We start from the raw sequence: 24,331 nt of genomic DNA on the forward strand, positions 1-24,331 counted from the left end.
CGATTAACCATCCCCCTCGAACCCATCCCGGCCGGCTACGGCCGGCGGGAGGTGACTATGTCGCTCGCTGAATCACTGGGTCTGCGCCCTCGTCCTTATCGAATCTTGACCATTGATGGGGGTGGCGTGCGTGGCATCATCCCCGTCATGTGGATCGAGCGCTTGGAAAAGTATCTCGGTAGTTCGGTCCACACCCATTTCGATCTCATTGCCGGCACCTCGGTTGGCGCCATCCTCGGCTGCGGTTGGGCGATGGGCATGAACGCGGCCCAGGCTCGGGAGATGTGGATCAACGGCGCGCATGTCGCGTTCTCGAAACCGCGAACCTTCAAAGAGCGTGGACGTCGGCTTGCGGCGCGCGCGGGACTGATGTCCAAATACGAGAGCGCGGGTCTCGAGGAACTCTTACGGTCGATCTTCCATGATTGCCGCATGGGCGACCTGACCCCGCCGACGCTGGCACTTTCCTATGATCTGCAAAGTCTGCAAGTGCATGTGTTCAGCTCCGCGAAAGAGGAACACAAGCGATTGCCAGTGTGGGAAGTCTGCCGAGCATCCACTGCCGCCCCGCTGTTCTGGGACCCCTACCTGATGGCGCTTGATGAAAGCGGCTCCAAGCATCCCATGGTCGATGGCGGGATCACGGCGAACAATCCGGTGATTCTGGCGATCTCGGAATCTGTCAGCCATGCCAAGGGAACCGGTAAGGCGATACCCCTCGACAATGTGGTTGTTGCCAGCTTTGGCACGGGAGCACCGCCCGAGGGACATCGGCAGGCGCCGAAGACGATCTTTGGTCACAGCTCTTTGATCATGCAGGCACTGATGTCAGGTGCGACCGGTACCGATCACGTCACTGCGCGCACCATGTTGCCAGCGCATAACTATTGGCGATTCCAGACCAGTATCGCTGGACGGCTGGCACCCTTGGATGACTGCGAGAACATCGACGAGCTACAGGCCGTGGCGCTTGCTCACCTCGCTGATGGCGCTGATCAGCGTCTTTGTCAGCTCGCCCGGCGCTTGCAGGGCAAGCCAATCGATCGGCGTTGGTGGGAAGGCCACGCTGAGGAAGAGGCCGCCTGATCAGCATCGCTCAGTCAGCAATTCCATCTTGAATGCAGGGGGTGGTGTGGTGTCACGTTTTGGCTCCTGTCCCTATTTGGCCATGCTGATCATGAGTGGGAATGCGGCTGCCTCTGGGTTTTCGTTGCTGGAGCGTGATGCTGCTGGACTCGGCCGCGCCTATGCCGGACAGGCCGCGGTGGTCAGCCCGGCGGCAGTCGCTTTCAATCCCGCTGCAATTCCTGAAACAACGGCGCTCAGTGGCAATCTTGCGCAACTCTGGAACCAGGTCAATCCCGAGGATGCGGGTACTCAGGCGACGGTGCCTTCGCTCTATGGCACTCATCGCAACATCGGCCTTGGGGTCTATGGCGCCTTCGGGCTCGCGACAGATTACCCGGAGGATTGGGAAGGTCGCTACCAAGCCCTGTACAGCGGCATCAACGCCGCTCGTGTACAGTTGACGAGTTCTTGGTCCGTCACCGATTCCCTGCGTCTCGGCGCAGGCGTTTTTTTGCAGTACTTCGAGGCCGAGCTGACCAATGCGGTGCCCACACCCTTCGGTGACGGTCGCTTCAAGGTCGAGGGTGATGACACTGGCTTTGGCTGGTCGCTGGGCGCACTCTGGTCACCATCCGAGCAACTTGATCTGGGGCTGTCATTCGCCTCAAAAGTTGATCACCGCTTGAGCGGTACCGCTACCTCACCGCTTGGCAAGCAGGACGCATCGGTCCCGCTGACAACGCCCGAGGTCATCCGCGCCGGGCTGCGCTGGAGGGCGCGCCCGGCGCTCTCCTTGCTCGCCGGGGCTAGTTGGACACGTTGGAGCCGTCTTCAATCGCTGGATATCCAACTTGGCAACGGTCTGATGCTTAGCGAGCAGCACCGCTGGCGCGATACCTGGCGACTCGATCTTGGCGGTGAATATGAGCGCGGACCCTGGACCTTCCGGCTTGGTACCGCCTGGGATCAGGCGCCGATCCGTGATGATTCCTATCGCACACCGCGGCTGCCAGACAGTGACCGCACCTGGCTCGCCGCTGGACTGAGTTACGCGACCGGCCCCTGGATTTTCTCAACAAGCTATGCCCATCTCTGGTTTGCCAATAGCCAAGGAGAACATCCACCGGTCAACTACAGTGCACGAAGCAACATCCTTGCCCTTGGGCTGGAGCGTACCTGGTGAGCCGCCGGATCTGCGGACTCTTGCTCTTTGCCCTGCCAGTGCTGGCGCTGGCTGAGTGTCCGGGCAATGGGCGGCTGGAGGAAGCGCTGACTGTCGTTTCACTCGCCAACCCGGTGCTGCGGGCGGTCAATCGAGCGCACACGGAAGCCCAACGACAGCGCGATTGGAAAGCGGTGCTGAATCTTGGCTACGACACCAACACCACGTTCGAGACTGGCGATGCGGGTGCGCGTGCCGCGTTGCGTGTCGAGATCCCGCTCTGGGACCGCCGCACTGATCTAGCGAAGGCCGAAGCCGAAGCGGCGCTGGTAAGCCAGCAAGACAGCACTCGCACTGCCCTGCTCAACGATATTCAAAGCCTGTGCGAGCTCTCCAGTCAGGTCAGCGCGCTGAATACATTGCGCGCTTTCACCCGTGACCGGCTCGAGTACCGGCAAGAGCGGGTCAACCAGGGACTCGAGTCTGCTGAAAGCCTTTGGCGCGAAGCCGAATCGATGCAACGCGCTCAGCACGACTGGCAGCGTGAATCCGGCAAGCTCCAGGCCCTGCGTTTGACGCTGGCACGTCGTTATGGAGGTAGCGAATGGCAACGACTTCAAGCACTGCTGATCGCGATGACGAACTGAGCACAGGCTCATCGTCACCGATCTTCGTCGGCCGTGCCGATGAGATCAACCAAGCGCTTCCAGCATTGCGCATCGGCCACAGCATCCTGATCAAGGGGCAGCCCGGGATCGGTAAACGCTCGCTGTTGCGCGAGGTCCATCGACAGCTCTCGCAGAATCGGATTTGCCTGTGGCCAACACTGGCGACCCCCAAGCAGTTTGTCGCCGAGCTTGCCGAGCAGGTGCATCACAGCATTGGGTTATCGGTCCCGGAGCGGCTGGTGCCCCCGCGCTTTCGTGCCGTGGCGGAGCGCACCGGGCGTATCCAGTGGAAACATATCCACCGGACTCTGGTGCGGCAGCCGGCACAGGAGATCATCCATCTGGTGATGAATTCCCTGGAGGGCCGAAGCGATGTGGTGCTGTTCGTCGAGTCGTTGGATGTACCGCCGAGTCAGGCGGACATGCTCCATCAGCTCGCCGAACATTGCCAAGTCGCTGCGGGGATCGAGGAGAGTAATCGCCGCAACAAGGTCATGCGGCTGCTCTGGCGTTTCCAGGTCACGATCGACCTGAAGCCTCTCATCGGCTCCGAGAGTCGGGAGATGGTCCTCCGTCATCTTGAAAGGAGTTCGATCGAGTTCGAGACCGAGAAAGTTCGCGATGCCTTCATCACCCGCATCGTGCGTGAGTCGCGGGGTATCCCCGAGGCGATCACCGGCATGCTGGCCACGGCAGCGAACGAGCGCGAGGTCACGCGTCGCTCCCTGCATGGGTTTCATCATGACTCGGCAATCAGCTACATCGACATGACGCCCATGCTGCTGATCGCGGCCGTGTCGTTGATGGCGCTGCGCTATATCTCGCGTGGGGTTGGGGTTCAGGAATTGATGGTACTCGCCGGCGTTGGTACCTCAATGTTCTCACTCATGCTGTTCTTTGCGCGGCGGATGTCCGCTCAAGGTCGATGACAGGACGTATGCATGTTGACTCCTACACATCTCGTCGCAGCGCAGAGTACCTATCTGATCGCCTGTGTGGTCACCGGTAATCCCCCTTATCCGGCGCAGGCTGCTGTTGCCCTCTTGGGGGCGCTGATCCCGGATATCGATTCGCGCCAATCCTATGTCGGTCGGTTGGTCCCTCCTCTTTCGACCTGGATCGGCAACCGCTTTGGACATCGCACCCTGACGCACTCGCTGGTTGCACAGGTGACTGTCTTCGTCGTCGCCTGGTTCCTGCTGCCTGCCGGTTTCTTCATCGCACTGGTGGCCGGATGGGTCTCGCATGTCTTTGGCGACATGATGACCAAATCCGGAGTCTGCTGGTTCTGGCCCTCGCTCTCGCGATGTGTGCTACCGGGCAATCCGAGCTACCGGATGGAGGTGTCAGGGCGTGGTGAACTGTGGTTTCTGGTCACGCTCGCCGCGGTTGGACTGGTGATGATGCCACTGGCCCAGCGTGCGGAGGGCACCACCGGACTGATCCGCTCAGCGATCGGGGACGCAGCCACTGCCCGACAGGATTTTGATGCAGACAAAGGACGACTGGCTTTTGATCTGAAGCTCAGAGGTAGGGACAACACCACCTACGCCGACATCTCGGGGACCTACCCGGTGATTGGTCCCTGGAAAGACTCTGGCTTTCTGATCGCGACCGACGCAGGTCCGCGCTCGACCTGTCGGAGTACCGCCTGTGACTGGTACGCAGATCATGCGGATCTCTCGCGCGGAGCAGAACAGCAGACAACCTCGTTTCCGCTGACAGTGGCAACGGCAACAGCCGAGACGCTGAAGGCGGCGATCAAGCCAATCGTTGCCGAGGAGATCTACCTGCTTGGCAGCTTCACGGCGCCTGAGTCGAAGGCGGTACCGCCTACCGTGATGGTCTCCGGGGACCAAGTGACCCTGTTCTATGCCGAGCCTGAATTGCTCGAAGCTTGGCAGGGGCGCGTGCTCGCCGACGTCAACCTGACCGTTCAGGCGCGGCATGATCCCGATGTTGATCCTGGGCGTGCTGGACTCATCGGTGTTTCCTCCGCTCGGATCGATGCTCGGCTGCAGCGGTGGCTGCAATGAATGCTCCAAGCATGGTGGATCTCGCGCATCGGCGGCTGCTGCTGTTCTGGATACTCTGCGGTGTTGGCTTGGTGGTGCCCTGGCTGGTTGCTGGTCTCGAGTGGCGCCCGTCGTTTGTTGGTAATGGTGTCTCACGTTCCTGCAGCGTTTCATCCATCCATGATGGCGATACGTTGCGTGCATTCTGCGAGGGCGAGCGCCTCAAAGTCCGCTTGTACTGCATCGACGCTCCCGAGAATGCGCAACGCCCCTGGGGTCACGAAAGTCGTGACCATCTACGGCGTATCACTCCCCAGCTGATCGGCCTACGTATCCGCGATACCGACCGCTATGGCCGCAAGGTCGGTGAAGTGCTGACCGCTGAGGGGGCGAACCTGAACCAGCAGATGGTTGCGGATGGTCAGGCGGCGGTCTATCCACGCTACTGTTCCGACAATACATACTTCAACTTGCAGAGCCAGGCGAAGGCGCAGGGGCTTGGGATCTGGGCACAGCCAGGTCTGCATCAAACACCTTGGAACTATCGGCAGGCGAATCGCTAAGACAACTGGGAGCAACTCAGAACGATCTAGACCGACACAAAACGAGTCAAGTCAGAACGACTCAAAGTAAGTCAGAATGAGTCACTTTGAGTCATGTCGCTCAGAGGCTTGTTCGAAGCGGCATCGTGGCACAGGAAACCTGAACCGGACGCTGCTGATCAGCGCACCGGATAGATCCAGCCGGCGATCTGGCCACCATCGGGATTGCGGGTCTCGCCCTCGCTCAAATCGAGCAGTGTGTAGCGGCCGTTGATCTCAAAGAGGCGAATCTGCCTAGCAAAGGCCTCCGGGTTCCACCAGGGCCGGTTGTCGTAGTTTTCCTCCGCCACCGAGACCAGGCCCCGCTCTGGGTCCACCCCGACGATCACCGCCACATGGCCAAAGCGCCACTCGGGATCATCCCGATCGGCGGCATACACCAGAAGATCCCCCCGCTGTGGTGGACGCTCGGCTGAGCCGTTCACTGAGCGCCCGAGCGCGACGGTCTCGCCAGTGCGGGGATTAGTCGCCTCGGTCAGATAGAGGATCTGGTGCGCGTCATCGACATCGCCGAAGGTCAGCGACAGATTCATCATCCACCAGTAGCGCGCATAACCCACGCACTGATAGGTGATGCCGACGTAGACGAGGCCCGTATCCTCCGGCGCCTCCTCCAACACCGAATAAGCCCCGCTCTCCAGATCCAGGAAGCCACGCTTGGGCAGTACACAGCGCGAGGTGCAATTCGATCGAGCCTCGGCTCCATCAGCGACACCCAGCACCGTACCAAAGGGCGTGACACAGGGACCCTCACAAGCCTTGCGGCTGTCGGCGAACATCGTCGCGGCTTCGGTCGGCGAGAAGCTGCGCGGTGGTCCGATCAGACCAACACCATCGGTCAGCGGCAGGCTTGCCCCGGCTTCTTGCTGCGGATTGGACGCGCTCCACCAGAAGCCAGCGAGTAGCGCGAGGAGGCCGAGCAGCACGAAGCTCAACGATTTGAGACGGGCGGTCACGATCATGATGGACTCAGAGAGGCATGCTGGGGGGTTGAATGGCGGGCCTGTAGCAGTCTGAGTCAAGTCAAGTCGTTCTGAAATGACATGATCCTTCGTGCATGGGTATTAAGGAACGATTCAAACGCACACAAAATTTAACACCGACCCCCGACCACGACGCACAGGACCGTCGACCAGGAACCGGCAACCAACAGAGGACGGACGACCCACCGCACAGGACGACTGACGGACACGCGATACGAAATTTTCCCGACCCAAGTCAGAACGACTCAGAACGACTCAGAACAAGTCAGAACGCACCGAAACGAAATGACTCGTTCTGGATTGTTAAGACACAGTCTGTCCAGCGTGCAAGATTTTCCGTTACATGGATCGATCCCTGACACTCGGCTCCCGTAACATCAGGGTGCTGCCAGCCACCATCCCCGACCGACATACTGAGTCTTCAGAAGCCGCCGCAGCCCCTTCATCGAGGATGACGCCCCTAGATGAACCGAGGCGTTCTGGGTCAAGTTCAGTCGACCTGGACCGTTCTAGGTCGACTTAGAATGACTCGAAACGACTCGTTCTAATCTGACTCGACTCGATCACATATCGATCACAGTCGGCATCCTGTGTCGGTCTGTGCGTAGTGAGCATCCGTCAGCCCGGGAACGCGCATCCGTTAGCCCGCCCCCGGTATCGGCAGGCTCTCCCCATTTTCCCGTACCTCCCGTGTCGTCACATCCCAACGCGCGAGACCTTCCGCTGGAACGGGATGCGTATTCACCGAATGACGCTCGCCACGTTCGGTTTTGCCAGCACGGGCGAGAGTGCTCCAAATCCCACGAGCCTTCGCGAGATCGTAGCCGCCCTGGGCGAGGAAGTAAGCGGCGAGGTAATCCGCTTCGTTCTCCTGCGCCTTGGAAACGCTCAGCCTGCCGATGGCGCCCCCAAGCGCACCAAGGCACCGTGAGACAACTTTAACCTGACCCGCGCTGAACGGACGAAAACCAACTTGAGTCGTTCTGAGTCAACTTGACTCAAGTCGATCTGATATGTTCTGTTCCGTTTCGGAACGAGTTGTTTTGCGTCGTTCTGAGTTGACCTGATTCAAGTCACTGACGCTATAATCGGGCGCATCCCACGCGATACCCGAGATATTGATGATCCTGCTACTGGGAGGCGAGAAGGGCGGCACTGGAAAATCCACCGTCGCCGTCAACCTGGCCGTCTGGCTCGCGAAAGAGGGCGCGGATGTCGTCTTGGTCGACACCGACCTGCAGCGGACCGCAAGCCATTTCATCGATCGGCGCAACCAGATCGCCGATCTGCCCAAAGTCCACTGTTCAGAGAAGCACGGCAGCGTCTTCGACACCGTGCGTGACTTGGCCAAGCGCTACGAGCAAGTCATCGTCGATGCCGGCGGCCGTGACTCGGAAGAGCTACGTACCGCCATGGTGGCCGCGCAGATGATCTACTGCCCGCTCAAGGCCAGCCAGCCAGACATCGAGACATCGATGCACATGAACGAACTGGTCAAGCTCGCCAGAGGATTGAACCCTTCGCTCGAAGCGAAGCTGCTGATCTCGATGGGGCCAACCAACCCCGTCATCCATGAAGCTGCCGAGGCCCGCGAGATCCTGGTCGACCTGCCCGAATTCGAGCTCTCTCCGGTGACGATCGGCGACCGTAAGGTGTACCGAGACTCGATGATCGAGGGCAGGGGGGTCGTTGAGATGAACAATGACAAAGCCAAGGCGGAAATCGAAGCATTAGCCGCAGAAATTTATGGAGGTAACCGATGAGCCGCTTCAATCTGTCTGGCGCTGCAAAGCCCACACCCGTCGAACTGGTGCCAGATGTCGATCCCGACGCACTCCGTCAATTCGCCGAGGGAGCCAAAGATCACCGCACATCCAAAGAGCCACCACCCTGGGATGCCTACCCCAAGGATGGGAAGGCCAAGACCAACACCACACTGCGTCTCAACGATCGATACTTTGCCATGCTGCGCTACATCGCGGAAAAGGAGGACATCAGCCAGCACAAGGTGCTGATGCGCCTGCTGATCCCCATGATCGAGAAGAGGGCAAAAGAACTCTACGAGAGCTGATCCAGATGGATGAAGACGCAGCACTCGATGTTTGGTTCGATCGAGGCTGGGATGTCTACAAAGGAGCACGCCAGGATGGCGACTACCCGCCGCTGAACGACATGGAGGCGCAGCGTTGGTGGCTCGGGGGATTCGGTGCGGCTTGGGAAGCTGCACCATTCGAGATGCCCCAAGACAGACTGGTTAATGGCGATCTGTTGAATCTCGGCGATGTGGATAAGGCCCTGAATGAGGCCTTGCAGGGTAGGGTGGATCTGCTGCATCAACTACGCGCACACGGATCGTTGACCACCAGCAGCCAGCGCCTGCACTGAGCCACGGGCATCCCTGCCCGAGGAAGGCCCGATCAGACCGAGACCGTACCGACCGCGGTTGCCTCTGGCACCTCGTTCAGCTTCCCACTGCGTACATCATAGATTTGGGAATCTATCACCCAGATGGATAGCCATCATGGCGATGTGTGATAGATGTCAGCATCCAGAGCGCAATCGCCACCCATGCTGTCCCCGTGGTGAGATTCACCGAGTGCATCCAGCCACAGGCACAGCAGATCCTTGCGCAGCGCCCGACCACCGGCGGCATTGGTCATCACCACAAGCCCGACACCACGCTCCGGAATGGTCGCAATCAGATTGTGCCAGTTGGGCAGGTTGTCGCCAGGGTGATAGGCCAACTGCCGACCGCTGGCGAGTGGGTAGAGCGCCATGCCCAGACCATACCGCGAACCCTTGAGGACCAAGTCGTTGTCAGAGTTTGGCATGGCGGTGAGCATGCGCTCAATGAGTGCTGGCTCCAGCACCCCTCGACCGGGTTCCTCCCCGCAGGGACCAGGCATCAGTAGGGTGAGCAGCTTCGCCAGATCGGTTGCGGTGGTTTGCAGACCGGCAGCGGCCAAGGCCGTGAAATGCCGGGCGGGTGCGCGCTTCCCCTGATCGTCGAAGGTCTCGGCCAGAGGCGGTGAAGCCGCCGGCATGGTCGGAAAACGACTGTTCGTCATCGACAACGGTTGCAGGATGCGCTGCGCCGCGGCGTTGGCAAAGGGCTCGTTCGCCTGCGTGCGAATCAGCAGTTGCAGCAGGCTGTAGCCACCACCAGAGTAGTCAAATCCCTGACCTGGCGGTTTTATCACCTTGAGCGGTGTGTCGTCTGCATCTGCCGCTCCCTTGAGCGATGCGAGCAACGATTGCGCGGGCGTTCCAGGTGGGAAACCGCCATAGCCGGGCACGGAAAGCCCGGCCGTATGGCTCAACACCCGCGCCACCGTCACGGCGGTGCGGTCGTAGGGCGTGGCGGGAAGCTGCCAAGATCCAGCGCCATCCTGCAATTGCGGCATGATGGCTTGATCAAGCGTGACGCGCCCCTGCTGCACCAACGTCAGCACCGTCAAGGCGGTCACCGTCTTTGAGATGGAGGCGGCCTGAAACAGGGTGCGTGAGGGGTCGACTGCTATCCTCTGGTCCGGAATCTCCAAGCCATAGCCTTGGCTCCAGTCTGGAACACCGTTGTGAACCAAAGCCACTGCCGCACCCGGAACCTGGTAGTGGTCAAGCAGGCCTGGCATGGCAGCATGAATTTGCTGCTGCGCGGCGACGTCAATATCCGCTTGATGATCGGTAATCTGGCGACAAGACGCTTGCGCAAGCCCTGCGGTGCACATCAAGAGTGCAGACAGGGCTGTCACACTCGCGAAGAACGCGATCCGCATGCTAGAGACTCCCATAGGAAGATCAGCTCTCAGAGTGTATTGCCGTTTCAGCCATCCCCAAGCCTGGGGATGCTCAGGCTGTGGAAGGGACAAGGATACTGTGGTCGCTGCAATCATTGCTCCACTCGGGACCGTTGCCGACATGTCTTCCCGCCCGTCACGCCCCTTGCCCGCTGCTCCCGGCAGCAGCAAGGGTCGCGCCGGGCTACGCCGTGCCCACCAACACCAGCGTTCCCGTCCGTACGCTGAGTGGTCCCAGCCCTCACCCTCGACGCCAGCCAACAACCGTCATCGCCAGCCTCCCGCTCCGTCACGGCTCTTGCTTGCCGCTCCCGGCGGCAGCAAGAGCCGCGCCGTCGCTCTGCCGCAGACCATCGCCGTCCGCGCTCGCCCTCACCGCTGCTGCTCATCCCCCGCCTCCTGCACTGGCACTGACTCTCGATGTCTGGCTTGCTGCTCCTGCTCTAACGCCTCCCCTGGACTTGGTACCTCCTGATCTCGATCCCCGTCCTGCTGCTCCTGCTGCTGTTCTGTATCCAGCGCTCTTTCACCGTCCTGCTGCTGCTCTGCTTCCTGCTGCTGCGCTGACTCCGGCACCTCGAACGCAACCGCTATCGCCACCCCAGGCATTGATCCATCTGCTACAGATTTATGGTCGATCCGCTCAGCTTGGCGGCACGCTCGTCGCCAGCCAATCAGCACTTGAGCCTGCTGCACGATGCTGCCGCGTGCTAGATTCACGCTCGTCGTGTTCCTGATGCGGTGTGCCGTCCTGGCAATCAGCGTGCTCCCGGCACGCACTCGGCCGTCAAAGAGCCCATCCCTGGAGGCTCCGCCCTGGCCTCGCTGACGCTCGCCAGCGCTCCGCAAGCTCGGCTCCTGCCTCGCGGCTCCCGGCCAGAAGAGCCGCCGGCTCCCTGCCAGCGGGCCGCTACGCGGGGCCGGCGCGGCTTGCTCCCGGCAAGCAACGCCGGGCTCGGCTCCTTGCCTCGCTGCGGTTGGCCGCTGGCCCAGCGGCACGAGAAGAGTTGGATGGCGGTGTCGGCACGCAGATCGCAAACGCTTGCTCCGCGCCGGGCGCCTGGCTTGGGCTCGCGTGCTGGCCCAGCCCGCCAGCCCAGCCGGCCCCGGCACTGCGCGCGCTTAATCCCGCTCGCGCTGGCCCTCGGCTCCGCACCCATCGCCGTCCCGGCTCAGGCAGCGGCGCCGGGGCCAGCACATAGCTACACTCATCGCTGCCCGACAGGCCGCGGCGTGAGCTGACATGTCGACGCCAGACAACCCCGCTCGCGCCAGTGCTCGGCCCGTCGCGCCTGTTGTCCCAACCCGCCCGCCGGTCCGGCCCTGGCACTTCGCTCGCCGCATCACAGGCTGATCGGCCGTCGAAGCCACTCCTCAGCCACCCTCCGCCCATGCCCTCCGCAGGCTCCGGGCATCGGCTCCAGGTGGCTTCGTGGCGGCTGGGCTCGCTCAGCGCACACAGCGCGCTCAGCTTCCGCCCTGGCTCCTGCCGAAGAGCGCCCGGCATCCTTGCCCGGCTTGATCGCGCCTCTGCCTCAGCCGCTTGGCCGGCGGCAACGCAAGCATCGGCTTGTCGCAAACCATCCACAGGAATCGTTATCCCTATGACAGGTTCACCCCCTGCCGCCATGGGGAGCGCTGATCGCGCCGCGTCGCGGCTTGCACGGCAGGGTTTCGCCGGTTGGCCTATGCCTTGCTTCGTTCCTCCTGCAATGAACACACTCGAACAACGCATACTTCGCGCACGCCCGGTGTTGGACGCGCTTTGCCAGGCGATGAGGCGCGAAGCGGCGACCCTGTTCCCGCGCGAGCCAGTGATGATCAGCGCGCCCACGGCGGCCCTGTATCGCCTCCAGCACGACCGTGCCGATGGCACCGAAAGCCTCACCGGTGAATGGTTCAACGACCAGGGTCATCGCCTGGGCATGCTGGTCTGGCACGCCAGCGGACACTGCTTTGCCGAGCACGACATCCTGCGCGCACATCCGCATGATCCACGCTGGTTCGTGGAGGCCGTCGAAGCCTGGGGCCTGTCTGCGATCGGCAGCCCCGAAGACCCGCCCCTGACCCAGACGGCAAACCGCGCCGCGATCCAGGCCGAGCTGCGCTTGCTCCAGCAGCCCTGATCACGCCTTGACGCGATCGACGTCACCGCACCGCGCCAAGCGCCATCGACTCACCATGCTCATCCTCTATCACAAGCATCCCACCAGCGCCCGCACGCGGTTCCTGCGCTTCGCCCATGGTGGCATCTGCGACTGCGGTCCGCTGCCCCCGGAGGCCGACCTGACACCGCCCCCAACACTCTGCACGCATCCGCTGCTGGTCTTGCGCGCGGCCGCGATGAACCTGGGGCTACCGGATGATGGACTGATGCCGAATGCGAGCTTTCGCTGCGGCCTGCGGATCGGCTCGCACGAAGAGCAGGTGCATCTGGGTCAGTTCGCCGGCATCGATCCGCCCATCGATCAGGTCACTGCCTGCGGCGCCCGGTTCGTTGATCTGGTGCAGGCCCGCGGTCAGCCGCCGATCGAACTGAAGCTGCTGCGCTTGGCCTATGAGCATGTGCTCGGCTGAGTCACCCGGCTCAGCACGCTGACGCGCAGCCGCGTTCTATCGAGTGCGGATGGTGCCTGGCGGTTGTTCGACACGAATGCTGCGCGCCGATTGAGAACCCTGCGCCGGTCCAAGCGTCCGTCGGCTGTTATGCTGATCCCGATGAGCCACTCCGACGCTTCTCGACCCGGCCGACCGATCCGCTATCCGCGCGCCCGTCTCTCACCGGCCAAGGACGAGCTGATGATCCTCGTCATCCACCGCGACGAGGTCGAGGCCGGCGACATCGCCCCGGTGCTGCAGCAGCTCGAGTTCATGACCGAGACCCGCGAACTGGCCGAGCGCTGGGAGGGCCGGCTCGGCTTCGTCTTCGAGGGCTGGGACGATGATCCGCGCGAGGTCGTCGAGATCCCCGCGGTTCGGCGCTACTTCACCAACCTCACCGAGGCCTGGCCCTATTGGCTGCACTTCATCGAGAAGGTCGGCGGTACCCTACCACGGGTGCTCGGGCTGCTCTGCCTGGGCCATCGCGAGACCATCGCCCCGGGCCTGGTCGGCTGGGCCTTCGAGGATCTGGAGGAGGTGCGCAAGCAGTTGCTGCTCCTGTTTCTGCGCCAGAACGCACTCTATGAGCGCCTCGGGCTGCCGGAGTCGATGAACCAACGCATTGCTGAGGAGGTCGCGCAGCTGCTCGAATCGGTGTTTTCGGGCGAGCCACCATCAGGCGCCCCTGGATGACCGATTCAGCCTCAGGGCTTGAGGGACCGGCCCTGCTGATCCCGCACTGCCGCGCCACCCGGCTCGACGCCATCGAAGATCCCGACTGGGGACAGGTGCCCGTGCGCTAGGGCAATCAAGAAGGCAATGAGCGCCTGATCATCAATGGCGCTGCCCAAGGCAAACCGAGCCACTCATCCTGATCCACGCCAAACATGACTGAAAAGCCAGCGCTCAATCGAGCCTGCAGGGCGTCATCACTGCGCTCCTGATGGCGTTTTGAAGAAGAATGGTCAATTCCTGTGGCCTTGCGCCAAGGACTCAGCCTTTCGATTCTCATAGCGCTTGCATTTTCATCACGAAAGCCAAATCATTGGCACCATCCAGCCGCGCCAATGCGTGCGCGGCTGGCGCCCATTCAAATCCAAGCATAGTCATGGAGCCACTGATGGACGACATGCACCACCTCAGCGCCGATGAATTGAACGCCCAGCTCGAGGCCCTCACCGCCGAGCGCGAAGCCCTGCATGCCGCATTGATCCACCGCCGCGAGGCGGAAAAGGCCGAACTCGCCGCCGAGATCAAAGCGCTGATCAGCGAACGCGGGCATGAGCTTGAACAGATCATCGAACTCATTGTTGGACGCTCAACCGGGCGCAAGCGCCGCCGTCAGCGAGCCGCCAATGACAGCACCGCCAACTACATTCGCTACGCCGATCCGGACAACCCGGAGAACGTCTACATCCGTGGCCGCATGCCGAATTGGCTCACCGAGAAGATGGCCGCCAACGGCTTCGACCCGGACGATGCCGAGCAACGCCAACAGTTCAAGGACCAGCACCTGATCAAGCTCGCCGCCTGATCAGCAACGCTCGAGCGCCACCTGTCAAGCCCCGGTTATCCACCGACCCTGTGGATAACCCTGTGCATAGCGCACCGCCAACAGATCGCGGTGCCCTCGTTTTGTTAAGGTTATGTGACCACCCGTTCAGAACGGTCAGTTCCTAAGCAGCGGCACACTTTTTTTCGTCGCAGCGCCGCTCTGCCGAAGACGGCGCCGAATGTTCCAGACATTAGGGCGCCGCGCCTGTTCCAGACAGGCGTTGCCGGGGCTGAAGAATTGGATGCCGAGTCGTCCACGGGCTCCCTGCCCGAATCGGCACGATCCCTGTGCCTGGCTAGTGGGACCGCCGCCCTGTGTTCCTTCCAGCATAACGCCACCCCACACCTGTCAAGTCGGCGCAAACGACGCGCCGACTCCTCCACTGCGTTGCGGCCCTTCGGGTGACAGGCGCGGGGCTCCCGGCGTTGAACAAGGATCAGCAGGACGGGCGGTCCGTTCTGTGTCACGCATCGGGAGGTGCATCATGTCCAAGTTGTCCAGCGTCACCATTGATCTATCCGTGCCCAATATTGAATCGCTCAGTGAAGATCCGGAGCATCTGGAATCGTCGCGCGGGTTGAGCCGGTATCAGATCGCGGAGGCGGATCAAGGCGATCAGTTCGGGGCCACGGAATGGTTCTGTGATGACTGTGGCGCGCTGGTTGAAGACGTCCATGAAGGCTGTCTTGTCTGCGCTTAGTCGCGGGGGCTTCGGCCCCTTTTTTAGCTGCGATACCGAGGTTGACTGCCTACTCGACGCACGAAGACGGCGCCGAATGTTCCAGACATTAGGACGCCGCGCCTGCTCCCGGCAGGCGATGCCAGGGCTGAAGATTTAGATGCTAATTCGTCGCTGGGCTCCCTGCCCAAATCGGCACGGTCCCTGTGCCTGATTAGTCGGACCGCCGCCCTGTGTTCCTTCCAGCATAACGCCACCCCACACCTGTCAAGTCGGCACAAACAGCGTGCCGACTCCTCCACTGCGTTGCGGCCCTTCGGGTGACAGGCGCGGGGCTCCCGGCGTTGAAAAAGGATCAGCAGGGCGGGCGGTCCGTTCTGTCTCAATGCCCGGGAGGCAACATGAAAAGCAATCGCAACCAGCTCATCACTTATCGCGTCATGGTTATGCAAGAAACGGGTGAAGAACTCTGCGTTGATGACAACATCGTTGGTCTTGATCGTGCCCAGGACATCATGCAGGACGTGTTGGAACAGCATGAGGAATGGCGCGCTTGGATAGAGCGTGAGCAGAATTGGCGCTCTTATTATTAGTCTTGGGGGCTTCGGCCCCTTTTTTGGCAGCAGTCACTGATCGCCCATCGCATGAAGACGGCGCCGCATGATCCCGTCATCAGGCGCCGCGCCTGCTCCCGGCAGGCGATGCCACGACTTAAAGAGTTGGATGCTGAATCGTCGCTGGGCTCCCTGCCCAAATCGGCACGGTCCCTGTGCCTGGTTAGTTGGCCCACCTCCCCGCGTGTCTCCAAAGTCTAACAGGCAGCGGGCCGGTTCAAGGGCACCTCCCCAACCACCTGGCTGCTCAAGCCTAGTGCCGTTTTAAACCACGTCCGTCCCATCAAGACCATCACTGTGCCAGCGACATCAGGCAGCCAGGTGGCCGGGTCCCCTCCCTTGAGCCGGCCCGCTACACCTGTTCGGGGCGAGAGACACACGGGGCGGGTGGGCCGTCCTGGTGCATCGGAGGCTTGGTCATGTCTGGTCAATACGTCGTCTGGCTTTGCTTGGTCGTTCATGGCGCGGGTGATGAGCGGTGGGTGTTCGTTACAGATCCGGTCATAGAGCAGCTCATCACGGCGCTGGGGTATTAGGCGCCGCCGCCCAGGGAAGGGCGCTTGTTCCAGTGTGTCGCCCGCAGCCCCTGCTGTGCGCATCGACCGGTCGCCCACCGATCGTCCGAGGCAGACGCCACAGGGCGCGTTGTCACAACGCGCCCTGTGGCTATCCAGCCAGATCTGAGACGTTAAGGCCCTGGGAAGAGCGGCAGCGCGCGAAGAGCGCGCCGCAGCAAGTACCGAGACCTGAGGTTATAGGGTCAGCTTTTCAGCGCACCACATACGGCTTGGTCTTCACCACATCGAACGCCTGACCGGCATTGACCAATACCGGCTTGATCCAGCCCAGGCGCTGCTTGCTTCGCTGCTCGCCGTAGAGGATGGTGCGGAAATGACCACGACGCCAATGCGTCCTGACACCACGCTGGGCCTCGCCCGTATCGCGTTCAGCAGGCTCCTCGGCTTCGGGGAAGGTCTCCGGCCCGATCAGGATGCGATCGTAGGCAGTCGCCAGTTTCCGCTGTAGCCGGACCTTCTTCTTGTAGCCGAGCCCCTTGGTCTTGCGCTCGAGGTCACTGCGCTCGCTGACCTTGCGCTTCTCCGCATCGCCCAGGTTCAGATACAGCAATGCCTTGGCCAGCAGGTTCACCACCGGGCGCGTCAGCGCGACCTCATCGGGTTTCACCGAAGACATGCCGGGGTTGGAATAGGCAGTGGGGTCGTTGAACCAAGCGATGTGCCGATCCAGCAGCGCCTGCAGGCATTCGTCCTCGTCCTGGATCAGCAGCAGCAGATCCCGGGACGCATCATCGACCACGCTGCTCTTGCCGATCGGTGACCCGGTGATCACCACCTCCACCGCGCGAACCGGCTTGCTCGGATCAAGTTTGAGCGCCCGATTGCGCGCCTCGGCATGAAACACCTCATGTCCCGCGGGCAGTTGGTAGATCCCCAAATATGCCCCCTCGCACTCATGCAGGCCGCTGATGTGATTACTCACCCGCAGCGGATTCGGACGACTGAAGGCGATGTAGGCCAGCGGATAGGGGCAGCGAAAGAACCCCGCCGGTAGCCCGGTCACCAAGTCCGTTTCGGCCAGCATCGCCTGCAATGGCGCGGTGAGCTGCAGGATCTTGTCGCCGTGAGCACGAAGACGGGTGCGCACCAGGGTCAGGATGAAGCTGCCCATGTTCTGCCCACCGAGCAGCCCGAAATGCGCCTGGCCGATCTCGAACATCCCCGGCACGTTGTTGATGATCCATTCGGTGGTCGCCTCGGCATCGGTCAGAAAGGGCTCCAGCCGGGGCAAGACACCCAGGGAATCGAACATGAGCCGGTCCACGGACTCACCAGCAGCGGCATCGACACGCACCGGATGCGGCAGTTTCCAAATCTCGGGGTCGTCGTTCAAAGCCATCCACAGACTCCACTTGGTCGTCAGTCCGTCGCTTCCTGGGTCAGTGTCACCAGCAGGGCCTCGAGCGTCGCCCAGCACTCCTCAATCGCGCGCTGCTGCACGCCTTCAAAGACATTCATCTTGAGCAACTGGTGCAGCTTGACCACCTCGAGGTGCGTCTCGACCCCAGGCGCGCCGAGCTGTTGTTCCATCAGCCGCAGGTTGGCGCTGACCATGGCTGGGGTGTTGGCCTCGATCCAGGTGGCGATGTCGTGCTCGACCGAGAGCTCCACATCGACGCCGCGGCCTTCCAGGTAGTCGATCACGCTGGCGTTGAACAGATCCATGCGCAACTGATCGAGGAGGTTGTCAGGATGCAGTGTCTCATCGGCCAGGTAGTTGGGCGCGAACTCGGCGAGAAACGCCTTCGCCCTCACCGTGATCTGCTCGACGTCAGCCCAGACCACCAGACCGAGGACGTTTTGCAGGCGTTCCTGATTACTCGTGGCGAGCGCCGTGCGGAGCGCTTTGGTCCACGGTTGTTCGGCGGTTGTGTGCGGAGTCGGCATCGTCGTTCCCTCCCAGGTTCAGGTCTGCTCTGCGCGGCCAAATTGATCCAGTCTCGCTGGATGCGGCTGGACGCCCCAAGCGGGCAGCCAGCGCATGAGTATAAAAGAGTTGGAGCTTGGCTTAGGCGCTATCGCTGATGACGTTTTCGAGCACATCGCTGATGCGGTTCTTGAGGGGCGTCGTTCAGTGCCATGACAGTCGCTGGCTGTCTGAGCCATAGGCCCAGCCCGGCGTAAAACCCTGGTTGACGGCGAGCGTCACCAGAGGCTCGACGGTGCGTGCATAGGCGTTGAACAGCTCGCCATAGTTCAACAGCGCATCGGTCGAGGGCAGATGCAGATCGGTGATGTAATCCTCGGTGAAGCGCTCGAACGTCCGTGTGCTGAAGATGCGTTGGGCGATTCGCAGACCATCATACTGAAGATCCACGAGGTCACGCAGATGGTCTCCGCTTGGCAGATGGTTGGACTTGGAAGCATTCACCGCCGGCGGTGCCGGTATCAGGTTCCAGAGCTGATCATGGACGACGAACGACCAGGGCAGGTAGTGATCGAGCGCAAAGTTGTCAGCGCTCAATGGCGCGCCGGTGTAGATACAAGTTAGCGGCTTGTCGCCGGCGCCGGTCAGGATCTGACGCCAGTATTGGCTTTGCTTGCTCAGCGACGCGCGCTTGGTCGGTGGGAACAGCTTGTTCGGCAGGCCCGGCGTATTGGGGTTGCGCCGCTGCATGTAGGCCAGCCAATGCCAGGAGGCCCAGCCGTGGATGATCGTGTAATGGCGCTCCAGGTAGCGGACCCAATCCGGATGCCAGTGGATGGCCGAGCAGTGTTTCCAATCGTCGCTGTCGTAGTGAAACAGCGGCCTGGCGCTCTCGAAATGGCGGTTCACGATCGCCGGCATGGCGCGCTCGAAGACCATCCAGGCGCCCTTGTCGATCTCGCGCAGTTGCGGCTCGAGGAACGGAATCTGCAGCCGGTAGGGCACGAAGTCCATCAGCCTGAGTGCATCCTTTAGCTCGCAGTGCGCGAGCGTGCGCCTCAGCGCTGACTGCTCGCGGGCGTGGAGGCTTTCGGAGGCTTTAAAATCGAGCCCGAGCGCATCGAGCTTCTGGGTGATGGTGTCCTGAGTGCCGAACGAAAGCTTGAAGAAGGTGTGCGCGAACCAGACCGCGCTCAGCATCTCGATGGTGATCTCGGTGTAAGAGTAGGGCCGCTCAGCATCGAAGCCGTGGCGCTTGAGCAGTTCCAGCAGCGCGAGGAAGAAGACGAACTTGTAGGAGTTGGTGGTGTTGCGGAACAGGCCGCTCAGCGCGGCGATGTTCAGACCATCGGACTCGGGTAGCGCAGGGGTATCGGCGTCCATCATGCTCGGTCAGGATCAGCGCATCCGCTGGTGCGCACCTTCACCGTTCCGCCGCCGCAAGCAGTTCGGCCAGGGTCGCCTCGATGTCCGCCCAGAGCCGCTCGATCGCGCGTTGCTGTATCCGTTCATACGTCTCGAGCTCGACCAGTTGGTGCAGCTTGACCACATCGCGGTGCGTCTCCGCGCCCGGCTCGCCGAGTTCGCGCTCCATGAGGCTCAAGTTGGCGCTGGCCATCGCCGGCGCATTCGCCTCGATCCAGTTCTCGATGTCGTGCTCGATCGCCTGCTCGACATCCGCCTCTTTGCCCTCCAGGTACGCGAGCACGCTCTCGCGGAATAGATCCATGCGCAACCGGTGCTCGAGCGTCGCCGTGCCCGGGCCTTCCTCGGCAAAGTAGAATGGCGCGAATTCTTCCAGGAACGCTCGGGCTCGCTGCGCGATCTGCTGCCCATCTTTCCAGACTAGCGCGCTGAACACGCTCGCCACACCGATCTCATCTCCCATGCTCACCGCCAGGCGTAGCGTGGCGCGCCAGTCGCGTTGGCTCCCGGCCTGCTCGTGCGTCATGCTGTTGTTCCCCTGTTGCTTGCCCCAAACACGGCTCACCCAAAGTCGCGCATCTTGTCAGTATAAAGGCCTTTCGCCGATCACCCATCCCCACACTTGAGGCCGCCGCCAAAGGGAGCCCTGTTTGTCTAAACCCCGTCGCTGTCCCGATCCAACCTTGGCATTCTACGAGAGTGAAGCACAGGCTTTTTTCGCCGCCACGGTGGCGGTCGATATGACCCCACTTTACATGCCATTCCTGAGTAGGCTGGAGCCTGGGGCAGCCATCCTCGATGCCGGCTGTGGGTCCGGGCGCGATGCACGGGCGTTCCGAGAGTTCGGTTATGCGATCACCGCGATGGAACCATCACCGGCCTTGGCGGCGTTGGCCGAGGCGCACTGCGGTCAGCCCGTTGAGATTCTGCGCTTCCAGGATCTCGACTGGTCTGAGCGCTTCGATGGCATCTGGGCCTGCGCGAGTCTGCTGCATGTGTCGCTGGCTGAGTTGCCGGAGGTAATGGGGCGCTTGGCTCGAGCACTGCGGCCGGGTGGTCTCTTGTACGCCTCGTTCAAGTACGGTCAGGGGGAGCGCGAGCGGGGAGGGCGTCGCTTCACCGATATAAATGAGGCGGGGCTGCAGGATCTGCTGGTGGAGGTTCCGGAACTGGCGCTGATCGAGACCTGGACCACGGCTGATCGGCGCCCTGGGCGCGATGATGAGCGGTGGTTGAATGTGCTGTTGGGCAGGTGTAGCCATTGATCGGATACAGGTCTAGCGTTCATCATTACCAACAGGCGGCATCATCAACCTTGCTGAACCCGCTGCTATTGACCACCAACCGTGACACACCGATTCACCAAACGCCTGGCGACCTTGTTGCAGAGCGAAGCGTCCGTTGGCGTTATCCTCTGCCTTCTGGCCCCGCCGTTGATGCTGATCGATATCTATGGCGGCGGTTTCGTCATGCTGATCGGTATAGTCCTGATCATCATGGTTCACTTGGGCGTCGGATCTGCATCTGCTGATCAGCCGCTCAAGGACTCCTCGCGAGCTCCAAAGGATCGCTAGGTACTTGCCATCCCGGCTAGCGTCGTCGGCACTCGACCGACCGCCCGTCACGCCCCTTGCGTGCTGCTCCCGGCAGTAGCAAGGTGCGCGCAGCGCTACACCGTACCCACCAAAACCTGAGTTCCCGTCCGCACGCTGAGTGGTCCTAGCCCCAACCTCGTCGCCAGCCACCACCCATCAGCTCTCGTTGTCCGCTCAGTCACGGCCCTTGCATCGGGCTCACGGCTCGTGCAAGGGCCGCGCCTTCGCTCGGCCGTAACTACCGTCGGTCAACCTCGACACCAAGTTGACTGTCGCGCTATGCTCCTTCTCATTCCGATTGTGCAAGGACGCTTGATGGACACCTACCCCCGGCATTCCCTCGCCACCTGGCGCCGCCTCGGTCGCATCGCCTTCTATTCCGGCCCCGAGCGCGGCTGTCTACCACCGCCGGATGATCCCGAAGCGCGCGATGCCTGGTGCGACGGCTTCCGACGTGCCTGGCGCCACTACTACAGCCGGCTCCCGACCACCGATCTCGACGACGCACTGCTCGAATTTGAGCTTCACCGAACCCTCGAAGGTCATCACAAAGCAGAGGATGACGGAGACAGGATCGCGGCTGTTGACCGTCCATCCCGTCACCTGCATTAAACAGTAGGGGAGCGCCAACCCGCTGCCGCGCCCTTGATTCCCGCTCGTCTTGTTCCTGAAACGCTGTGCCGTCCTGGCAATCGGCGCGCTCCAGGCGCGCACTAGGCCGTAGAAGAGCCCATCCCTGGAGGCTCCGCCCCGACCATCGCTGACGCTCGGCGGCGCTCCGCGAGCTCGGCTCCTGCCTCGCGGCTCCCTGCCGAAGATCGCCCGGCATCCTTGCCCAGCTTGATCGCGCATCCTCGCCGGATGCCAAAAGCCTGTCGGCTTCTGGCACCGGCATCGCGCGCGACACTGGCGAGCCTGCCCTCCTTGGCGAAACGCACGCCCGCAGTCGCACCTCAGTCACTCGCTCCGCCTTCGTTCCGCAAGCTCCACTCTCGGCTCCGGTCGCTCCTTCGGCACGTCTGCCGGCTGTGCATGCTGCTCCCGGCAGCGCGGCTCCCAGCCAGAAGAGCCGCAGGCTCCCTGCCAGCGGGCCGCTACGCGGGTACGGAGCGGCTTGCTCCCGGCAAGCAACGCCGGGCTCGGCTCCTGCCTCGCTATTGTTGGCCGCTGGCCCAGCGGCACGAGAAGAGTTGAATGGCGGTGCCGGCACGCACATCGCTCACCGCAATGGATTCTGAGAGGTCGCCGCGTTGCCTGATCGCTCGTCACGATCCGCTCACTCGCGCTGGAGGCTCGCCGCGGCTCGGTCGCTGGCCCAGCGCCTCAGCAGCGCCGGCTCCAGCACGGCGCTTCGCTCGGTCCCGCTCGCGCCGGGCGCTCAGCCCTGGCCCCGGGAACCGTCCCGGTCCCGGCGCCGGTCTGGCACCCAGCACGTCGCTAGCGTCAACTTAGACTGCCCGGCTGCGTCGCCTGCTGGATGCGCGTCTTTGTTCTGGTCGCCCATTGCCGCCTGATCGCCAGGGCGCTGTCCGATCGCGCGTCTTCGACCTTGCCGCTCGCGCCGGACGCTCGGCCCAGCGCGCGTGTTGTCCCAACCCGCACACTGGTCCGGCGCCGCCACTTCGCTCGCCTCAGCGTTGCCTGATCGGCAGTAGAAGCCACTCCTCAGCCACCTTCCGTCCATGCCCTCCGCAAGCTCCGGGCATCGGCTCCAGGCGGCTTCGTCGCGGCTCGGTGCATAACGCACGCTCGGTGTTCATCCTGGCCGCTCCGCGCCGGGGACTCGGCTCCGCGTCCGGTGTTGGCCCAACCCCGCACGCTCCGCCGGCCCCGGCACTGCGTTGCCTCATCGCAAGCTGAGAGGCCGCAACGCCGCTCGTCGGCAACCCTCCGGCCGCGACTGCTGCGCGCGGCTCCGCTACGCCCTCCGTTTTTGTTTCTTCCGCTCCGGCCCGGCACCTGCTCCGACTCCACCGGCCCGGCTGTGCTGCGCCGGTCACGGCCCTTGCTCGGGTCCCCTGCGCGCCGTGCGGGTGGTTGATCCCAATGGTTCGCACCGCGCTCCGGGGGCAAGGGCCGCGCCCAGCGCAGACCGTTTAGATATCGGGCCGCTTCCGCTCCACAGGCGCCAAACCTCCGCTCCAGAAAAAACTCCGGGACTCCGCTCCACCGTGCTCGCAACCGCCGCCTCCGGGCCACCTCCTCGCGGCAGGCTCCCTGCCCAAATCGGCACCTCCTGTGCCTGGCTCGTGAGCGCGCATCCGAACACTATTTGATTGCGCCAAAGCAGTGATTGTTGTCATGACTCTGGCACGTCTAAAAGACTAGGGCTTAGACTCGAACCATCTTGTCAGGCACTCGACGCTGAAGAACGAGCCCGCATGATCGACCTCATCGCATTGCTGTACCTGAGCTCGGCTTCCGAGTCACTCACCGAAGATGACGTCAACAATATATTGCAAGTCTCCCGGATCAATAATCAGCGATGCAATATTACCGGTGTGCTTTGCTCTGGTGGTGGCCACTTCATCCAGGTTCTGGAAGGCCCGCAAAAGGAGGTGCTGAAAAGCTATTTGTGCATTCTCGATGATCCGCGCCATACAGATTGTCTGTTGATCGGCATCAACCCGCTACAGAAGAGAATCTTCGGGGACTGGGCCATGGGGCACATCGATGTGGCCCCTGAGCAGATGCTGGAACGCCGTCAGTCTCTGATCAAGTGTTTGCAAGACCAGGTTCAGAAGGATGGGCCAGAATTGATGCGGATCATGAGGTCGCTGATCTACGGTTCGACCCGATCTGAAGGGGATTAAGACCGCGATCTCGTCTCCCATTTGCCGACGATCTTGCATCCGAACCTAGACCCGATCTGAAGGGGATTCAGGCCAGCACACCCACCCATCACTTTCTGCTCTGGCGTGGCACACACCGTCGGGCCCGTCCCTCGAAGCGTAATGGAAGCCGGGGCGGATCAGCCCCCCTGTCGCTCTGTCAGCTCCACTAGCCCGGCCTCGAGCCTTCGCTCCCGCTCGAGTTCGCCGCAAGGCGGCTCAGGCGCGGGACCCCGCGATATACTGTCGATAAGTACAGTTCCCCGGAGCGCGAGCACCATGCACCACCCA

The 24,331-nt window shown here is 62.2% G+C and carries 27 protein-coding genes; 18 read left to right on the plus strand and 9 right to left on the minus strand.

The annotated features are described in order from the left end of the window. The first annotated feature begins 57 nt into the window (after positions 1 to 57). Genes VBE63_RS09900 through VBE63_RS09925 form a run of 6 tightly spaced genes read left to right on the plus strand, consistent with a single transcriptional unit; the run spans position 58 to position 5,476 of the window. A complete protein-coding gene (locus VBE63_RS09900) occupies positions 58 to 1,086 on the plus strand; it encodes a patatin-like phospholipase family protein (protein WP_323682857.1) in 1,029 nt (342 codons plus the stop codon). Between the two features lie 28 nt (positions 1,087 to 1,114). Continuing rightward, the gene (locus VBE63_RS09905) at positions 1,115 to 2,251 is read left to right on the plus strand and encodes an OmpP1/FadL family transporter (protein WP_323682858.1); all 1,137 of its coding nucleotides are present in this window, start codon (positions 1,115 to 1,117) and stop codon (positions 2,249 to 2,251) included. Next, on the plus strand, positions 2,248 to 2,877 hold the full coding sequence (locus VBE63_RS09910) for a hypothetical protein (protein WP_323682859.1): 630 nt from the start codon (positions 2,248 to 2,250) through the stop codon (positions 2,875 to 2,877). Before VBE63_RS09905 ends, VBE63_RS09910 begins: the two co-directional genes overlap by 4 nt. Continuing rightward, positions 2,835 to 3,827, plus strand: a complete 993-nt coding sequence (locus VBE63_RS09915; protein ID WP_323682860.1) for an ATP-binding protein — start codon at positions 2,835 to 2,837, stop codon at positions 3,825 to 3,827. Before VBE63_RS09910 ends, VBE63_RS09915 begins: the two co-directional genes overlap by 43 nt. 12 nt (positions 3,828 to 3,839) lie before the next feature. Continuing rightward, complete coding sequence (locus VBE63_RS09920) at positions 3,840 to 4,934, plus strand: metal-dependent hydrolase (RefSeq protein WP_323682861.1); 1,095 nt, start codon at positions 3,840 to 3,842, stop codon at positions 4,932 to 4,934. Further along, positions 4,931 to 5,476, plus strand: coding sequence for a thermonuclease family protein (locus tag VBE63_RS09925; protein ID WP_323682862.1), 546 nt, complete (start codon positions 4,931 to 4,933; stop codon positions 5,474 to 5,476). Before VBE63_RS09920 ends, VBE63_RS09925 begins: the two co-directional genes overlap by 4 nt. A 158-nt stretch (positions 5,477 to 5,634) precedes the next feature. Here VBE63_RS09925 and VBE63_RS09930 read toward each other — a convergent pair whose 3' ends face one another. Both VBE63_RS09930 and VBE63_RS31340 read right to left on the minus strand, forming a co-directional pair. Then, entirely contained in the window at positions 5,635 to 6,477 is an 843-nt protein-coding gene (locus tag VBE63_RS09930) for a CHAP domain-containing protein (protein WP_323682863.1), read from the minus strand. Between the two features lie 661 nt (positions 6,478 to 7,138). After that, positions 7,139 to 7,399: a M48 family metalloprotease gene (locus VBE63_RS31340; RefSeq protein WP_416274532.1), complete on the minus strand. Its 261-nt coding sequence runs from the start codon at positions 7,397 to 7,399 to the stop codon at positions 7,139 to 7,141. 220 nt (positions 7,400 to 7,619) lie between these two features. Here VBE63_RS31340 and VBE63_RS09935 point away from each other — a divergent pair, with 220 nt between their 5' ends. The 3 genes from VBE63_RS09935 to VBE63_RS09945 are packed head-to-tail and all read left to right on the plus strand — an operon-like array spanning position 7,620 to position 8,883. Then, complete coding sequence (locus VBE63_RS09935; RefSeq protein WP_323682864.1) at positions 7,620 to 8,261, plus strand: division plane positioning ATPase MipZ; 642 nt, start codon at positions 7,620 to 7,622, stop codon at positions 8,259 to 8,261. Next, complete coding sequence (locus VBE63_RS09940) at positions 8,258 to 8,569, plus strand: hypothetical protein (RefSeq protein WP_323682865.1); 312 nt, start codon at positions 8,258 to 8,260, stop codon at positions 8,567 to 8,569. Before VBE63_RS09935 ends, VBE63_RS09940 begins: the two co-directional genes overlap by 4 nt. A gap of 5 nt (positions 8,570 to 8,574) precedes the next feature. Next, a complete protein-coding gene (locus VBE63_RS09945) occupies positions 8,575 to 8,883 on the plus strand; it encodes a histidine kinase (protein WP_323682866.1) in 309 nt (102 codons plus the stop codon). 134 nt (positions 8,884 to 9,017) lie between these two features. On the opposite strand, the gene VBE63_RS09950 is transcribed toward VBE63_RS09945, so the two are convergent. Next, entirely contained in the window at positions 9,018 to 10,274 is a 1,257-nt protein-coding gene (locus tag VBE63_RS09950; RefSeq protein WP_323682867.1) for a serine hydrolase domain-containing protein, read from the minus strand. A gap of 393 nt (positions 10,275 to 10,667) precedes the next feature. Beyond that, complete coding sequence (locus tag VBE63_RS09955; RefSeq protein WP_323682868.1) at positions 10,668 to 10,895, minus strand: hypothetical protein; 228 nt, start codon at positions 10,893 to 10,895, stop codon at positions 10,668 to 10,670. Positions 10,896 to 12,007: 1,112 nt separating this feature from the next. Between VBE63_RS09955 and VBE63_RS09960 the strand changes: the two genes are divergently transcribed. The 6 genes from VBE63_RS09960 to VBE63_RS09985 all read left to right on the plus strand — a co-directional run bounded on the left by VBE63_RS09960 (position 12,008) and on the right by VBE63_RS09985 (position 15,723). Next, positions 12,008 to 12,421 carry a hypothetical protein gene (locus VBE63_RS09960; protein WP_323682870.1) on the plus strand — a complete coding sequence of 138 codons (414 nt, stop codon included), beginning with the start codon at positions 12,008 to 12,010 and terminating at the stop codon, positions 12,419 to 12,421. Positions 12,422 to 12,428: 7 nt separating this feature from the next. Next, entirely contained in the window at positions 12,429 to 12,872 is a 444-nt protein-coding gene (locus tag VBE63_RS09965) for a hypothetical protein (protein WP_323682871.1), read from the plus strand. 141 nt (positions 12,873 to 13,013) lie between these two features. Then, positions 13,014 to 13,589, plus strand: a complete 576-nt coding sequence (locus tag VBE63_RS09970; protein WP_323682872.1) for a chlororespiratory reduction 6 domain-containing protein — start codon at positions 13,014 to 13,016, stop codon at positions 13,587 to 13,589. Positions 13,590 to 14,016: 427 nt separating this feature from the next. Beyond that, positions 14,017 to 14,430 (plus strand): H-NS histone family protein, encoded by a 414-nt coding sequence (locus VBE63_RS09975; RefSeq protein ID WP_323682873.1) that lies wholly within the window; start codon positions 14,017 to 14,019, stop codon positions 14,428 to 14,430. A gap of 505 nt (positions 14,431 to 14,935) precedes the next feature. Continuing rightward, positions 14,936 to 15,151: a hypothetical protein gene (locus VBE63_RS09980; RefSeq protein WP_323682874.1), complete on the plus strand. Its 216-nt coding sequence runs from the start codon at positions 14,936 to 14,938 to the stop codon at positions 15,149 to 15,151. A gap of 380 nt (positions 15,152 to 15,531) precedes the next feature. Next, a complete protein-coding gene (locus VBE63_RS09985) occupies positions 15,532 to 15,723 on the plus strand; it encodes a hypothetical protein (protein WP_323682875.1) in 192 nt (63 codons plus the stop codon). 789 nt (positions 15,724 to 16,512) lie between these two features. On the opposite strand, the gene VBE63_RS09990 is transcribed toward VBE63_RS09985, so the two are convergent. The 4 genes from VBE63_RS09990 to VBE63_RS10005 form a co-directional block, all read right to left on the minus strand. Next, on the minus strand, positions 16,513 to 17,661 hold the full coding sequence (locus VBE63_RS09990; protein WP_323682876.1) for a hypothetical protein: 1,149 nt from the start codon (positions 17,659 to 17,661) through the stop codon (positions 16,513 to 16,515). Positions 17,662 to 17,681: 20 nt separating this feature from the next. Next, a complete protein-coding gene (locus tag VBE63_RS09995) occupies positions 17,682 to 18,209 on the minus strand; it encodes a hypothetical protein (protein ID WP_323682877.1) in 528 nt (175 codons plus the stop codon). Positions 18,210 to 18,393: 184 nt separating this feature from the next. Further along, positions 18,394 to 19,575, minus strand: a complete 1,182-nt coding sequence (locus VBE63_RS10000; RefSeq protein WP_323682878.1) for an HNH endonuclease domain-containing protein — start codon at positions 19,573 to 19,575, stop codon at positions 18,394 to 18,396. A 37-nt stretch (positions 19,576 to 19,612) separates the two neighbouring features. Beyond that, on the minus strand, positions 19,613 to 20,140 hold the full coding sequence (locus VBE63_RS10005) for a hypothetical protein (RefSeq protein WP_323682879.1): 528 nt from the start codon (positions 20,138 to 20,140) through the stop codon (positions 19,613 to 19,615). 157 nt (positions 20,141 to 20,297) lie between these two features. On the opposite strand from VBE63_RS10005, the gene VBE63_RS10010 reads away from it, so the two are divergent. Next, the gene (locus tag VBE63_RS10010) at positions 20,298 to 20,879 is read left to right on the plus strand and encodes a class I SAM-dependent methyltransferase (RefSeq protein WP_323682880.1); all 582 of its coding nucleotides are present in this window, start codon (positions 20,298 to 20,300) and stop codon (positions 20,877 to 20,879) included. A 12-nt stretch (positions 20,880 to 20,891) separates the two neighbouring features. Here the strand turns inward: VBE63_RS10010 and VBE63_RS10015 are convergent, their stop codons facing one another. Further along, positions 20,892 to 21,119 carry a hypothetical protein gene (locus VBE63_RS10015; RefSeq protein WP_323682881.1) on the minus strand — a complete coding sequence of 76 codons (228 nt, stop codon included), beginning with the start codon at positions 21,117 to 21,119 and terminating at the stop codon, positions 20,892 to 20,894. A gap of 405 nt (positions 21,120 to 21,524) precedes the next feature. Between VBE63_RS10015 and VBE63_RS10020 the strand changes: the two genes are divergently transcribed. Together VBE63_RS10020 and VBE63_RS10025 are read left to right on the plus strand one after the other, a co-directional pair. Further along, positions 21,525 to 21,821, plus strand: a complete 297-nt coding sequence (locus VBE63_RS10020) for a hypothetical protein (RefSeq protein ID WP_323682882.1) — start codon at positions 21,525 to 21,527, stop codon at positions 21,819 to 21,821. A gap of 1,769 nt (positions 21,822 to 23,590) precedes the next feature. Then, positions 23,591 to 24,022, plus strand: coding sequence for a BLUF domain-containing protein (locus VBE63_RS10025; RefSeq protein WP_323682883.1), 432 nt, complete (start codon positions 23,591 to 23,593; stop codon positions 24,020 to 24,022). Positions 24,023 to 24,331: the final 309 nt, after the last annotated feature.

Source organism: Lamprobacter sp. (assembly GCF_034860625.1).
Lineage (GTDB): Bacteria > Pseudomonadota > Gammaproteobacteria > Chromatiales > Chromatiaceae > Lamprobacter.